Origin of the sequence: Rhodococcus sp. AG1013 (assembly GCF_003350365.1) — a bacterium.
Lineage (GTDB): Bacteria > Actinomycetota > Actinomycetes > Mycobacteriales > Mycobacteriaceae > Prescottella.
Genome location: NZ_QQAT01000003.1, coordinates 19362 through 32789, shown reverse-complemented (window position 1 = coordinate 32789; position 13428 = coordinate 19362). Strand labels below are relative to the sequence as shown.

Here is a 13428-nt window from a genome sequence, read left to right as displayed (position 1 = left end):
GCCCGATGAAGATAGCTCATTCAGTACGCTGTCGGCTATGAATTCGCCGAACGCTCGCGACACGATCCTCGAAGTCGCCGAACGTCTCATCGCCGAACGAGGCATGCACGGGGTGTCCGCGAGGGAGATCGTGAGAACCGCGGGGCAGCGCAACAATTCGGCACTCACCTACCATTTCGGCTCGTGGGACGGCCTGCTCGAAGCGATCTGGCTCGAGCACATGGGCTCCATCAACGCGCTCCGCGCCGACATGCTCGCGAACTCCGGCGACTCCGACCGCCTCGCCCATCTGGTCGCTTGCTACATCCACCCCTTCGTCGCGGAGGTCGCGGCCCGCGAGCCGTCCTACTGGGCACGGTTCAACGAACAGTGGCTCACCGGGGTCCACCTGGACTTCGTCTCGACACCGACATCGCTGGTCCCCGCCGATCCCAGGTACCCCCGGATCGGCGGGATGAAACTACTCCAGGAACTGTTCGCCGGCATCACCGACGAACTCACCCACCTGACTCCCGACGCCCGCGCACGGAGGGTGGCCATGATGGCCCGATTCGTCGTGTCGGCGATGGCCACCTGGGAGCGAGAAGCCACCGCCGGGACGACTCGCGACCTCGAGGCGTTCGAAACCGAGCTGACCTCGCTCGCGATCGCAGTTCTGCGCGCCACCTGAGACGGCCGGATGCTGGTGCACCACATCGGAATCGGAGGGACACTGCCCCGCACGCGCCGCGGGTGCGACGAGGGCCCTGAGCCGACACCGGAACCCGGTCGGCGCACAGCAACGTGCGCCCGGCCGATTCGGACCTGATCCGAATCAACCGGGCGCACGAGGCGTGGTGGAACTGGCGGAGAGTCCTTGTTCAGGACCACCCGGTACCTATGCCGACTTGTCGCGACGCTCCCGCTCCGGCTTGCGCGGCACGATCGTCGGCAGGACGTTGTCGTTGACGGTCTCCGCGGTGACGACCACCTTCGCGACATCGTCACGACTGGGGATGTCGTACATCACCGGGAGCAGGACTTCCTCCATGATCGCGCGCAGCCCACGGGCACCCGTGCCACGGTGGATCGCCTGATCCGCGATCGCCTCCAGCGCGTCCACCGTGAACTCGAGTTCGACGCCGTCCATGTCGAACAGGCGGGTGTACTGCTTGACGAGCGCGTTCTTCGGCTCGGAGAGGATCTTGACCAGAGATTCCTTGTCGAGATTGGTCACCGACGCCACGACCGGAAGCCGGCCGATGAACTCGGGAATAAGACCGAACTTGATCAGGTCCTCGGGCATGACCTCCGCGAAGTGGTCCTGCGTGTCGATCTCGGCCTTCGAGCGGACCTCGGCGCCGAAGCCGATGCCGCGCTTGCCGACCCGATCGGAGACGATCTTTTCGAGACCGGCGAACGCACCCGCCACGATGAAGAGCACGTTGGTGGTGTCGATCTGGATGAACTCCTGGTGCGGGTGCTTGCGCCCACCCTGCGGCGGCACACTCGCCTGCGTGCCCTCGAGGATCTTCAGCAGCGCCTGCTGCACACCCTCACCGGACACGTCCCGCGTGATCGACGGGTTCTCGCTCTTGCGGGCGATCTTGTCGACCTCGTCGATGTAGATGATGCCGGTCTCGGCGCGCTTGACGTCGTAGTCGGCGGCCTGGATCAGCTTCAGCAGGATGTTCTCGACATCCTCACCGACGTATCCGGCCTCGGTCAGTGCCGTCGCGTCCGCGATCGCGAAGGGCACGTTGAGCATCTTCGCCAGCGTCTGCGCGAGGTAGGTCTTGCCGCAGCCGGTGGGGCCGAGCATGAGGATGTTCGACTTCGCCAACTCGACGGTCTCACCGCGCGCGTCCCGACTGCGGTCGCCCGCCTGGATGCGCTTGTAATGGTTGTAGACCGCCACCGCCAACGTCCGCTTCGCAGCGTCCTGACCGATCACATAGTTCTCGAGGAAGTCGCGGATCTCCGCGGGCTTGGGCAGCTCGTCGAGCTTGACCTCACTGGACTCCGCCAGCTCTTCCTCGATGATCTCGTTGCACAGATCGATGCATTCGTCGCAGATGTAGACCCCGGGTCCCGCAATGAGCTTCTTGACCTGCTTCTGGCTCTTACCGCAGAACGAGCACTTGAGCAGATCGCCGCCGTCACCGATGCGTGCCATCTCGTAAGGTCCCTACTTCCTTGTCTACGTGCGAGCACCCTCACCCGAATCCCCGCGGATCGCTGTTCAGCGATCGCGTGCCCTCGGCTCAGGATCGAAGGCCCATGGTGTGACCGTACCCGCAGATCGGGAACGAGGTCGACCAAAAGCCGGTGATTCCCACACGGCGAACACGATTCCGACACATGAATCACATCCGCGTGAAGAACGCGGAATGCCCCAGCTTGACGGGTGTGCACCCCGGTCCGCCGCAATCCGATCACTCGGCGTGTCGGCGAACCGGGATGCCCCACATCACTTCTGGGCGGACAGCTTCCGGTACTGGAGGACGTCGTCGATGATGCCGTACTCCTTCGCCTCTTCCGCCGTCAGAATCTTGTCGCGGTCGGTGTCCTTGCGGATGACGTCCGGATCCCGGCCGGTGTGCTTCGAGAGCGTGGTCTCCATCAGTCGGCGCATGCGCTCGATCTCCGCGGCCTGGATCTCCAGATCGGAGACCTGACCCTGGATGCCACCGGTCGCGGGCTGATGGATCAGCACACGGGCGTTCGGCAGCGCGAGGCGCTTGCCGGGCGTGCCGGCAGCGAGCAGGACGGCTGCGGCCGACGCGGCCTGGCCGAGGCAGACCGTCGTGATGTCGGCCCGCACGTACTGCATCGTGTCGTAGATCGCCATCAGCGACGTGAACGAGCCGCCCGGCGAGTTGATGTACATGGTGATGTCGCGGTCCGGGTCGAGCGACTCGAGCACCAGCAGCTGCGCCATGACGTCGTTCGCCGACGCGTCGTCCACCTGCACGCCGAGGAAGATGATGCGCTCCTCGAACAGCTTGTTGTAGGGGTTGGACTCCTTGACGCCGTAGCTGGAGTGCTCGATGAACGAGGGCAGGATGTAGCGCGACTGAGCGCCGGCCGGAGCCTGGCCGCCGAGCGCGTGGGCGGCACGGGGATCGAAGAGGTTGGTCATCAGTTCTCCAAGATGGTGTGGGCGGAAGGTCGGATGCGTTGCGGGCTAGTTGCCTGCGCCGCCCGCCTGCCGCGCGCGGGTGATGACGTGGTCGACGAAGCCGTACTGGAGCGCTTCCTTCGCGGTGAACCAGCGGTCACGGTCCGAGTCCGCAGTGATCTGCTCGACGGTCTGGCCGGTGTGCTCCGCGATGAGCTCGGCCATCTCGCGCTTGGTGTGCGCGAACTGCTCCGCCATGATCGCGATGTCGGACGCGGTGCCGCCGATGCCGGCCGACGGCTGGTGCATCATGATCCGCGCGTGCGGCAGGGCGTACCGCTTGCCCTTGGTGCCGGCCGACAGGAGGAACTGCCCCATCGAGGCGGCCAGGCCCATGCCGAAGGTCGCGACGTCGCACTCGGCGAACTGCATGGTGTCGAAGATCGCCATGCCTGCCGTGACCGAGCCGCCGGGCGAGTTGATGTACAGGGAGATGTCCCGGGTGGGGTCCTCTGCCGACAGCAGCAGGATCTGGGCGCACAGCTTGTTCGCGATGTCGTCGTCCACCTGCGTACCGAGGAAGATGATGCGCTCGCGAAGCAGGCGTTCGTACACCGAGTCGCTGAGATTCAGACCGGAGGTGGCTGAAGTCATGGCGGGATTCTGGTAAGTCACGGTACCTGCCTTCTCGATAAGTCGTTGGTTCCTGACACTGACACTAACGAAGTAGGGCGGCACCGGAGTCCCGGTGCCGCCCTACTTCGCTGAAAGCGGAAATACTCGCGCCCACCGGGGGTGGCAGGCGTCGTTCCGCCGGGGTGCTACTTGTCGTCGCCCTCGGCCTCGGCCTCGTCGGCCTCCGCCTCTGCGGTGCCGAACATCTCGGCGGTGTCGATCGCTGCACCGGCGGTGTCGGTGACGGTCGCGGCGTCGACGACACCGGCAAGCGCCTTGCCACGTCGCACGTCCGCGAAGACGGCGCCGAGCTGGTTGGCCTGCTGGATCTGCTGGATGAACTGCTCCGGAGCCATGCCGTAGCGCTGCGCCTGGAACAGGATGCGCTCGGTGAGCTCGTCCTGGCCGACGGTGGTGCCCGCGGCGTCGGCGATGGCGTCGAGCAGCAGCTGGGTCTTCACCGAGCGCTCGGCAGCCTCCTTGGCGTCCGCGTCGAACTGCTCACGCGTGGTGCCCTGCGACTCGAGGAGCTCGTTCAGCTTCTCCTCGTTGTGGTCCAGACCGTGGATCGCGTCGTGCAGCGCGGCGTCGACCTCGGCCTTGACGACGGCCTCGGGCAGCGGGACCTCGACGGTCTCGAGCAGAGCCTCGAGCACCTTGTCGCGGATCTGGCCGGCCTGCTCGACCTTGCGGACGCGTGCGACGCGCTCACGCAGGTCGGCCTCGAGCTCTTCGAGGGTGTCGAACTCGCTTGCCATCTGGGCGAACTCGTCGTCGGCCTCGGGCAGCTCGCGCTCCTTGACGGAACCGACGGTGACGGTGATGACCGCCTCCTGGCCCGCGAACTCGCCGGCGACCAGCTTGGAGGTGAAGTCCTTCGACTCGCCGGCCTTGACGCCGACGATGGCCTCGTCGAGGCCCTCGATCAGCTGTCCCGAGCCGACCTCGTGGGACAGACCCGACGCGGTGGCCTCCGGAACGGCCTGGCCGTCGACGGTGGCGGACAGGTCGATCGACACGAAGTCGCCGTCCTGAACCTCACGCTCGACACCCTTCAGGGTGCCGAAGCGCTGACGCAGCGACAGCAGCTGCTCGGCGACTGCCTCGTCGGTGACCTCGATCGGGTCGACCGTGACGGCGACGGTGGAGAAGTCCGGCAGGGTGATCTCGGGGCGGACGTCGACCTCGGCGGTGAACGTGAGCTCCTGGCCGTCCTCGAGCTTGGTGATCTCGATCTCCGGCTGGCCGATGACCTTCACCTCGGAGGCGTTGACGGCCTCGGAGTAGCGGGACGGGAGGGCGTCGTTGACGACCTGCTCGAGCACCGCGCCACGACCGACACGAGCCTCGAGCAGCTTGGCCGGAGCCTTGCCCGGACGGAAGCCGGGGAGACGGATCTGCTGCGCGAGCGCCTTGTAGGCCTTGTCGAAATCAGGCTTGAGCTCCTCGAAGGGCACCTCAACGTTGATACGGACTCGCGTCGGGCTGAGCTGCTCGACGGTGCTCTTCACGGATCTGGCTCCTTCGTGTGGTGGTGCTCTTTGATTCGATATCTCGTGTCTCTTCGTGGCAGGACCGGATTGTCGGCCCTGCCACGCGTCTGGTCGGGGTGACAGGATTTGAACCTGCGACCCTCCGCTCCCAAAGCGGATGCGCTACCAAGCTGCGCCACACCCCGTCAGAACAGGCCTCCGCCAACCTCGCGAGGACCCGAGGCAGAATCCTACGGCCCCCCGATTATGAAATCCAAAGCGAGGTTGGGTACAGTCTCATCTCGCAGACGACATCGCTGGCGATCCCACAAATGTCGTATGCACGGGGATGTAGCTCAATGGTAGAGCCTCAGTCTTCCAAACTGATTACGCGGGTTCGATTCCCGTCATCCCCTCCACACGGAGGAAACCCCCACCGTTCGGATATATGTCCGAACGGTGGGGGTTTTTCTTGTTTCCGCCCCTTCGGAACCCATCACCCATCCGACCCCGCGCCGCCCCCGCCGAGCGCACGCGAATCTGCCGCCCGACCAGACCACCGTCGAGTGACTCTTGTCACATTACTCGGAGCTTCGGCCGCTTCGTGATTCCCGCCGCACACCAGGGATGCCTGACCTAAGTTGGAACCTGTTACAGATTTCCGACTTCCACCCCCGAAGGAGTGCCGGATGCACACCCCACTTTGCGACGATCTCGGAATCGAGTTCCCGATCTTCGCCTTCACCCATTGCCGCGACGTCGTGGTCGCCGTCAGCAAGGCCGGCGGATTCGGCGTTCTCGGCGCCGTGGGGTTCACACCCGAGGAACTCGAGATCGAGCTGAAGTGGATCGACGAGCACATCGGCGACCACCCCTACGGCGTCGACATCGTGATCCCGAACAAGTACGAGGGCATGGACTCGAATCTGTCCGCCGACGAACTGACCAAGATGCTGCAGTCGATGGTGCCGCAGGAGACGCTCGACTTCGCTCGCGGCATCCTCACCGATCACGGTGTCCCCACGCCGGCCGACGGCCACGAGAACTCGCTGCAGCTGCTCGGCTGGACCGAGGCCACCGCCACCCCGCAGGTCGAGGTGGCACTCCAGCACCCGAAGGTCACGCTGATCGCCAATGCCCTCGGCACCCCGCCCGCGGACATGATCGAGCACATCCACGCGTCGGGCCGGAAGGTCGCGGCGCTGTGCGGATCGCCCTACCAGGCCCGCAAGCACGCGGACGCCGGCGTCGACATCATCATCGCGCAGGGCGGCGAGGGCGGCGGCCACTGCGGCGAGGTCGGCTCGATCGTGCTGTGGCCGCAGGTCGTCAAGGAGGTTGCCCCGATTCCCGTGCTGGCGGCGGGTGGCATCGGCAGCGGCCAGCAGATCGCGGCCGCGCTCGCCATGGGCGCCCAGGGCGCGTGGTCGGGTTCGCAGTGGCTCATGGTCGAGGAGGCCGAGAACACCGCCGTCCAGCAGGCCGCCTACGCGAATGCCGGCAGTCGCGACACGGTGCGCAGCCGCTCGTTCACAGGCAAGCCCTGCCGGATGCTGCGCAACGACTGGACCGAGGCGTGGGAGAAGGCAGGCAACCCGGAGCCCCTCGGCATGCCGCTGCAGTACATGGTGTCCGGCATGGCCGTGGCCGCCACCCACAAGTACCCCGACGAGACCGTCGACGTCGCGTTCAACCCCGTGGGTCAGGTCGTCGGCCAGTTCACCAAGGTGGAGAAGACCGCGGCGGTCATCGAACGTTGGGTGCAGGAGTACCTCGAGGCCACCGGAACCCTGGAGCGTCTGAACGAGGCCGCCAACGCCTGACCGGCACTCGCACTAGTCGGGCAGGAGCGGGACGCTGTCACCACCGTCGCGACCGAGCAGCGCGGCGCGGGTGACCGCGACCGATCCGAATTTCGCCCGCACCGCGTCGAGCGCGCCGTCGAGGCGGACACCGTCGGACTCCTTCGACGAGCTCCCGGTGTCCGGCTCGAACGGCAGCGCGAGCTGTTCGGCGCCTTCCGCGTCCAGGTTCGACAGCGCGACACCGATCAGCGTCAGTCCCCGCTCGGCGATCAACGGCCGCGAATGCTCCAGCAACGATCGCACCGCACCGAGAATGGTCTCGGTTCGTGCCGAGGCCTCGCCGAGGGTCACCGAGCGGGTGGCACGCCCGAAGTCCGCGAACCTCATCCGGATCACCACCATGCGGCACACCCGTCCGGCCGCCCGCAGACGCCTCGCCACACGGTCCACCAGCGCGGCGGCGATCGTCTCGATCTCGGCGAAGCTTCGCACGCGACGCCCGAGGGCACTCTGCGCCCCGATCGACCGACGCCGTCGCCCCGTCTCGACCCGCCGCGGATCGCGCGCCCACGCCAGCGCGTGCAGGTGCCGGGCGGATCCCGATCCGACCACGGTGGACAGTTCGCGCTCGGACAGCGCCGCGAGTTCCGCGACGGTCCGAACGCCGTATCCGTGCAGCTTCGCGGAGGTCACGGCCCCGACACCCCACAGTCGTTCGATCGGCAGTGGATGCAGGAACTCGAGCTCGCGATCCGGCGGCACCAGCAGCAGCCCGTCGGGTTTCCCCACTGCACTGGCGACCTTGGCCAGGAACTTCGTCCGCGCGATGCCGACCGTGATCGGCAGCCCCACCTGTTCGCGCACGTCTCGGCGCAACCGCTCCGCGATCTGTCGCGGACTGCCGCTGATCCGGCTCAACCCGCCGACGTCGAGGAATGCCTCGTCGATCGAGATGCCCTCGACCAGGGGTGTCGTGTTCCGGAAGACGTCGAACACCTCGCGGCTGGCCCGCGCATACGCGGACATCCGGGGCGGGACGACGATCGCGTGCGGGCATCGCCGCCGCGCCTCCGATCCGCTGCTCGCGGTGCGTACCCCGAACGCCTTCGCCTCGTAGCTGGCCGCGAGGACCACTCCCCCGCCCACGATCACCGGCCGCCCCCGCAGGCCCGGATCGTCGCGCTGCTCCACCGAGGCGTAGAACGCGTCCAGATCGGCGTGCAGGATCGTGGCCTCGGCACGCTGCGGCGGCGGGGAACGATCGACGACGTCGGACACGAACGTATGTTCGCATCGACCACCGACAGGATTCGAGACACGATCACGCCACGCCCGCCCCCGGTATCCTTGACAATGTCCGATTTGACACCACCGGAAGGTCCCCCGTGGAACTCCTCCTCATCGTCGCCGTGATCGGCGCCGTCGTCTTTCTGGTGATGAAGAGCCAGAACAAGAACAAGGGCCACTCGGCGAACCAACTCGAAGACGCCAAGGCGGAAGCCCGCCAGTCGATCGAGCGCCTGGGTGGCCAGGTCTACAACCTCGTCGGCAGCGACGACGCCTCCAAGCAGGCTCTCGCCGACGCCTCCGAGCGGTACACCGCCGCCGGTTCGCAGATCGAACAGGCCACGACGCCCGTGCAGGCGCGTCTGGCGAAGCAGACCGCGCTCGAGGGTCTGTACTACATCCGCGCCGCGCGCTCCGCGATGGGCATGGATCCGGGTCCCGAGATCCCGAGCATCGACGGCCAGAAGTCGGCCGGCTCGGTCACCGAGGACCGCGACATCGAGTTCGAGGGCCGTCAGGTCTCGGCGTCACCCAATCCGTCGGCTCGCACACCCAACTACTACCCCGGCGGCCGCGTCGCCGGACGTCCGGTCCCCGCAGGCTGGTACTCCGAGCCGTGGTGGAAGCCCGCGCTCGTCGCCGGCGCGTGGGGTGTCGGTTCGATGTTCCTGTTCTCTGCGATGTTCTCCGGGATGTCCGGGGTGGGATACGACGCGCAGGGGTTCGCCGACGGCTACGGCGACGGCTACCAGGACGGTATGGACGCAGCCGACGGTGACGGCGGCGATGCCGGCACTGACGGCGGAGACGGCGGAGACGCTGGCGGCGATGTCGACTACGGCGCCGCGGGCGACGGCGGCGACTACGGCGGAGACTGGGGCGGCGGAGATTTCGGCGGGGGCGACTTCGGCGGAGGCGACTTCGGGGGCTTCGACTTCTAGTCGGCCTGACAACCGGGGCACCAGAACAGGTTGCGCCCTTTCATAACCGAGTGAGAGATCGGCGTGCTGCAGATGCGGCACGCCGATCCTGCTCTGCGGTAGGTGTAGGTCCGCGGCCGGTCCTTCGCGTACGACGGCTCGCCGTGGTCGTCCTCGGGCCGCACGACGTGCATCCTGCCGCGGCGGACCCCGACCTTCATCAGTTCGACGAGGTCGTCCCACATCGCGTCGAACTCGGCGCGGCTGACGCGCTTGCCGGGCCGCTCCGGGTGGATCCCGTGCCGGAACAGGACCTCGGCACGGTAGACGTTGCCGACGCCGGCCAACACGGCCTGATCCATCAGCATCGCGCCGATCGGAGTCTGCGACTTCGAGATCCGCGCCCACGCCCGGTCCGGGTCGGCGTCCTTGCGCAGCGGATCGGGACCCAGGCGGGCCTCGATCGCGGCGACCTGCGGCGGATGCAGCACCTCACAGGCGGTGGGACCGCGCAGGTCGGTGCCGAACTCGGCGCCGATCATGCGCATCCGGACCTGCCCGACGGGCGCCTCGAGCGGGAGCGCGGACTCGGTGAACTTGCCGTACAACCCCAGGTGGACGTGCACCACGAGACCGTTCTCGTAGTGGTGCCACAGGTGCTTGCCCCACGCATCGGAACGCACGAGGACGCGGCCGTCGATCAGGGCCGCGTCCTCGGCAAATCTGCCCTGCGGGCTCGACACGTACACCGGCGATCCCGCGAAACGCTGCTGATGCAGGCGCGCGAGACGGTGGAGAGTGTGGCCCTCGGGCACGTTCTGCTTACCTGTTCGTTCAGGCTTCGGGGGCTGCGGGCACGGCCGGCGCCACACCCGTCTTCTCGTACTCGGCGAGGATGTCGATGCGACGCTGGTGACGCTCCTCGTCGGACCACTCGGTGGCGAGGAAGGCGTCGACGATCGCGAGGGTCTCCTCGAGGGAGTGCATGCGGCCGCCGATGCCGATGAGCTGCGCGTTGTTGTGCTGGCGGGCCAGCTGCGCGGTCTCGACGCTCCACGCGAGGGCGCAGCGGGCGCCAGGAACCTTGTTCGCGGCGATCTGCTCACCGTTGCCGCTGCCACCGAGGACCAGGCCCAGGCTGCCCGGATCGGCGACGACGCGGCGGGCCGCCTCGATGCAGAAGGCCGGGTAGTCGTCGACGGCGTCGTAGACGTGTGCACCGCAGTCGATGGCCTCATGGCCGTTCGCGGTGAGGTGTTCGATGATCTGGTTCTTGCGTTCGAAGCCGGCGTGGTCGGCACCCAGGTATACGCGCATGACCTCAATTCTGACAGGTCACGTCGCCGCGGCGATCGTGGGGACTCGAGGAGGAGAACCCGCGCGTCGAGTCACCCGGTACCGGCGCCGGGAGCGCCGGCCCGTCGAAACGTCGATCCACGCCAGGTGGGCATGGGCCGCTTCCCCACCGCGACCTCGAGCGCCGCGCGTCCGGAGAGCCGCGTGGAATCCAGAATCGGCAAGGGCGAGTGCTCGGGCCGCACGAGCAGAGGAATCTCGGTACACACCAACGCAACCGCGTCGCAGCCGGCGGCCGCGAGCCTCTCGATGAGTGCAACGAACGACGCCCGCGTCTGTGGTCGGAAATCCCCGTGGACCAGTTCGTCGAAGATTGCCGAGTGGACCATGGCCTGATCGGCGGTATCCGGAACGACGGCGTCGATGCCCCGCGCGGCCAGTTCTCGGGGGTACAGCGGTCCCTGCATCGTGAAGCGCGTTCCCAGGATGCCGACGCGGGCGTGCCCGGCCTGCTGGGCAGCATCCGCGACGATGTCGACCAGATGCAGCCCGGGCAGGGCGAGGTGATCGCCGTCGGCCTCGAGAGCGAGATGCGCCGTGTTGTCCGGGCAGACGAAGAAGTCGCACCCGGCTCGCGCGAGGCGTTCGACACTGGTGGCGAGCACCGCCCGCACCCTCTCTCTCGACCCCCGGAACGGTCACTCGGCGACCGGACCTCAGTCGAACTGGGGATCCTCGGTGCGGGTCCGCTTGAGCTCGAAGAAGTGCGGGTACGACGCCAGGGCGACGGTGCCGTCCCACACCTTGCCGGCATCCTCACCGCGCGGGATGCGCGAGAGGACCGGGCCGAAGAAGGCGGTGCCGTTGACGTGGATGGTGGGGGTACCGACGTCGTCGCCGACCTTGTCCATGCCGGCGTGGTGGCTGCGGCGCAGTTCGGCGTCGAACTCGTCGGTGTCGGCGGCCGCCGCCAGCTCGGCGGGCAGGCCCAGTTCGGCGAGGGACTCGACGACGACGTTCGTCAGATCCTGGTCGCCGCCGTTATGGATCCGCGTGCCCATCGCCGTGTAGAGGGGCAGCAGGATGTCGTCGCCGCGCTGCTGGGCAGCCGCGATGAGAACCCGCACCGGGCCCCAGGCCTTGCCCATCTTCTCGCGGTACTCCTCGGGAAGCTCGCGTCCCTCGTTGAGGACGGCGAGGCTCATGACGTGGAAATTGGCCTCGATGTCGCGGACCTCGGTCACCTCGAGGATCCAGCGCGACGTGATCCAGCACCAGGGGCACAGCGGGTCGAACCAGAAGTCGACGGTGTCCTTCTTGCCGGTCTTGCCGGAGTTTGTCTGTGCTTCCGCGCTCACGCGTGTCTCCCTCGTTCTGCGGTGCGACAGATCCACGTCACACCTCTCGATTGATAGACAACCATGCGCGTGCGGGAATGCTTCCCGCACACCTCGGAGCAACGTTACTGTCGATGGAGGACAGCCAGTAGCCACACTGGAACGGAGCCTCCCCGTGACATCCCACGAGTCATCGAATCGCACGTTCGTCATCGTCGGCGGCGGCCTGGCCGGCGCCAAGATCGCAGAATCGTTGAGAGACAGAGATTTCGACGGGTCCATCGTCCTCCTCAGCCAGGAGGACCATCTCCCCTACGAGCGACCACCACTTTCCAAGGAACATGTCGCCGGCAAGAAGGATCTGCCCGATTTCACCGTCCAGCACGGGGACTGGTACCGAGACCACCACGTGGACCTGCGTCTGGGCACCACCGCGACGGCGCTCGATCGCGACCGCAAGTGCGTGGTGCTGCCGGACGGTTCGACACTCGGCTACGACCGACTCGCGCTCGCGACCGGATCCCGTTCGCGTCGCCCACCGATCCCCGGCGCCGACGCGACGGGCGTGCACTACCTGCGCACCATCGACGAATCCGACGCCCTGATCGCGGCGCTGTCCCCGGGAGCCCGACTGGTGATCGTCGGCGCGGGCTGGATCGGACTCGAGATCGCGTCGGGGGCGCGCGGTCGCGACGTCGCGGTCACGATCGTGGAGTCGGCCGAATTGCCGCTGCTCGCAGCGCTGGGCCGGGAGATGGGTGCCGTGTTCGCCGATCTGCACCGCGAACACGGCGTCGACTTCCGTTTCGCGTCCAAGGTCGAGGAGATCACCGTCACCGACGGGCGTGCGGACGGCGTCCGACTGGGCGACGGGACGGTGCTGCCCGCCGACGCGGTGCTGGTCGCTGTCGGCGCGCAACCCAACATCGAGATCGCCGAGGCCGCCGGGCTTTCGGTCGACGGTGGCATCCTCGTGGACGGCACGCTCACCACGAGCGACCCGGACATCGTCGCGGTCGGCGACATCGCCGCCCAGCAACATCCGCTGCTGGCGGCACGTGTCCGCGTCGAACACTGGGCCAACGCGCTGAACCAGCCCGCGATCGCGGCCGCGACCATGCTCGGCCACCCGGTCGAGTACACCAACCTGCCGTACTTCTTCACCGACCAGTACGACCTGGGCATGGAATATGTGGGCTGGGCACCGAAGTACTCGAAGGTGGTGACCCGCGGCGACGTCGGAGCACGAGAGTTCCTGGCGTTCTGGCTCGACGAGGAGAACCGGGTGCTCGCCGGTATGAACGTCAACATCTGGGATGTCACCGACGACATCAAGGCGCTCGTCGCGTTCTCCGGTCCTGTCGACCCCGCCCGGCTCGCCGACCCCGCCGTCCCCCTCACCGAACTCGCCACCTGACCCCGCGATTTGCGCACTTCTCGGTGCCGCGGGTGCCCGCGTCGCAACGATAAGTGCGCAAATCGCGAGAGGAGGGCGGCGCGTGATGGGATAGCGGGGAGTCGATTGTCCATCCGTGA

Annotated in this window: 13 protein-coding genes and 2 tRNA genes; 5 read left to right on the top strand and 10 right to left on the bottom strand. The window is 67.3% G+C overall.

The features are described from left to right. Nucleotides 1-37: 37 nt before the first annotated feature. Complete coding sequence (locus DEU38_RS05000; RefSeq protein ID WP_114719030.1) at nucleotides 38-670, top strand: TetR/AcrR family transcriptional regulator; 633 nt, start codon at nucleotides 38-40, stop codon at nucleotides 668-670. Nucleotides 671-877: 207 nt separating this feature from the next. Here DEU38_RS05000 and clpX read toward each other — a convergent pair whose 3' ends face one another. From clpX to DEU38_RS04975, 5 genes are all read right to left on the bottom strand, one after another. Beyond that, nucleotides 878-2155 (bottom strand): ATP-dependent Clp protease ATP-binding subunit ClpX, encoded by a 1278-nt coding sequence (gene clpX / locus DEU38_RS04995; RefSeq protein ID WP_114719029.1) that lies wholly within the window; start codon nucleotides 2153-2155, stop codon nucleotides 878-880. A gap of 294 nt (nucleotides 2156-2449) precedes the next feature. After that, a complete protein-coding gene (locus DEU38_RS04990; protein WP_114719028.1) occupies nucleotides 2450-3121 on the bottom strand; it encodes an ATP-dependent Clp protease proteolytic subunit in 672 nt (223 codons plus the stop codon). A gap of 45 nt (nucleotides 3122-3166) precedes the next feature. Beyond that, on the bottom strand, nucleotides 3167-3775 hold the full coding sequence (locus DEU38_RS04985; RefSeq protein WP_258557635.1) for an ATP-dependent Clp protease proteolytic subunit: 609 nt from the start codon (nucleotides 3773-3775) through the stop codon (nucleotides 3167-3169). A gap of 146 nt (nucleotides 3776-3921) precedes the next feature. Continuing rightward, nucleotides 3922-5286 (bottom strand): trigger factor, encoded by a 1365-nt coding sequence (gene tig, locus DEU38_RS04980; RefSeq protein ID WP_114719027.1) that lies wholly within the window; start codon nucleotides 5284-5286, stop codon nucleotides 3922-3924. A 90-nt stretch (nucleotides 5287-5376) separates the two neighbouring features. After that, nucleotides 5377-5453, bottom strand: a tRNA-Pro gene (locus DEU38_RS04975). Between the two features lie 139 nt (nucleotides 5454-5592). Here DEU38_RS04975 and DEU38_RS04970 point away from each other — a divergent pair. Then, nucleotides 5593-5666, top strand: a tRNA-Gly gene (locus DEU38_RS04970). 270 nt (nucleotides 5667-5936) lie between these two features. After that, nucleotides 5937-7070, top strand: a complete 1134-nt coding sequence (locus tag DEU38_RS04965) for a nitronate monooxygenase (RefSeq protein ID WP_114719026.1) — start codon at nucleotides 5937-5939, stop codon at nucleotides 7068-7070. 12 nt (nucleotides 7071-7082) lie between these two features. Here the strand turns inward: DEU38_RS04965 and dinB are convergent, their stop codons facing one another. After that, complete coding sequence (gene dinB, locus DEU38_RS04960; RefSeq protein WP_114719025.1) at nucleotides 7083-8330, bottom strand: DNA polymerase IV; 1248 nt, start codon at nucleotides 8328-8330, stop codon at nucleotides 7083-7085. A 107-nt stretch (nucleotides 8331-8437) separates the two neighbouring features. Here dinB and DEU38_RS04955 point away from each other — a divergent pair, with 107 nt between their 5' ends. Beyond that, nucleotides 8438-9280 carry a GA module-containing protein gene (locus DEU38_RS04955; RefSeq protein WP_114719024.1) on the top strand — a complete coding sequence of 281 codons (843 nt, stop codon included), beginning with the start codon at nucleotides 8438-8440 and terminating at the stop codon, nucleotides 9278-9280. Here the strand turns inward: DEU38_RS04955 and DEU38_RS04950 are convergent. From DEU38_RS04950 to DEU38_RS04935, 4 genes are all read right to left on the bottom strand, one after another. Next, on the bottom strand, nucleotides 9277-10074 hold the full coding sequence (locus DEU38_RS04950) for an Fpg/Nei family DNA glycosylase (protein ID WP_114719023.1): 798 nt from the start codon (nucleotides 10072-10074) through the stop codon (nucleotides 9277-9279). The two genes, DEU38_RS04955 and DEU38_RS04950, sit on opposite strands and share 4 nt — an antisense overlap. Nucleotides 10075-10093: 19 nt before the next feature. Further along, the gene (locus DEU38_RS04945) at nucleotides 10094-10576 is read right to left on the bottom strand and encodes a ribose-5-phosphate isomerase (protein WP_031936551.1); all 483 of its coding nucleotides are present in this window, start codon (nucleotides 10574-10576) and stop codon (nucleotides 10094-10096) included. 71 nt (nucleotides 10577-10647) lie between these two features. After that, nucleotides 10648-11229 (bottom strand): aspartate/glutamate racemase family protein, encoded by a 582-nt coding sequence (locus DEU38_RS04940; RefSeq protein WP_114719022.1) that lies wholly within the window; start codon nucleotides 11227-11229, stop codon nucleotides 10648-10650. 42 nt (nucleotides 11230-11271) lie between these two features. Then, complete coding sequence (locus DEU38_RS04935) at nucleotides 11272-11913, bottom strand: DsbA family protein (protein WP_114719021.1); 642 nt, start codon at nucleotides 11911-11913, stop codon at nucleotides 11272-11274. A 154-nt stretch (nucleotides 11914-12067) separates the two neighbouring features. On the opposite strand from DEU38_RS04935, the gene DEU38_RS04930 reads away from it, so the two are divergent. Next, the gene (locus tag DEU38_RS04930; RefSeq protein WP_114719020.1) at nucleotides 12068-13309 is read left to right on the top strand and encodes an NAD(P)/FAD-dependent oxidoreductase; all 1242 of its coding nucleotides are present in this window, start codon (nucleotides 12068-12070) and stop codon (nucleotides 13307-13309) included. Nucleotides 13310-13428: the final 119 nt, after the last annotated feature.

Excerpts from the sequence above, each read along its gene's own strand:
- DEU38_RS05000 (WP_114719030.1), top strand. The coding sequence starts at position 38 with ATGAATTCGCCGAACGCTCGCGACACGATCCTCGAAGTCGCCGAACGT.
- clpX (WP_114719029.1), bottom strand. The coding sequence starts at position 2,155 with ATGGCACGCATCGGTGACGGCGGCGATCTGCTCAAGTGCTCGTTCTGC.
- DEU38_RS04990 (WP_114719028.1), bottom strand. The coding sequence starts at position 3,121 with ATGACCAACCTCTTCGATCCCCGTGCCGCCCACGCGCTCGGCGGCCAG.
- DEU38_RS04965 (WP_114719026.1), top strand. The coding sequence starts at position 5,937 with ATGCACACCCCACTTTGCGACGATCTCGGAATCGAGTTCCCGATCTTC.
- DEU38_RS04945 (WP_031936551.1), bottom strand. The coding sequence starts at position 10,576 with ATGCGCGTATACCTGGGTGCCGACCACGCCGGCTTCGAACGCAAGAAC.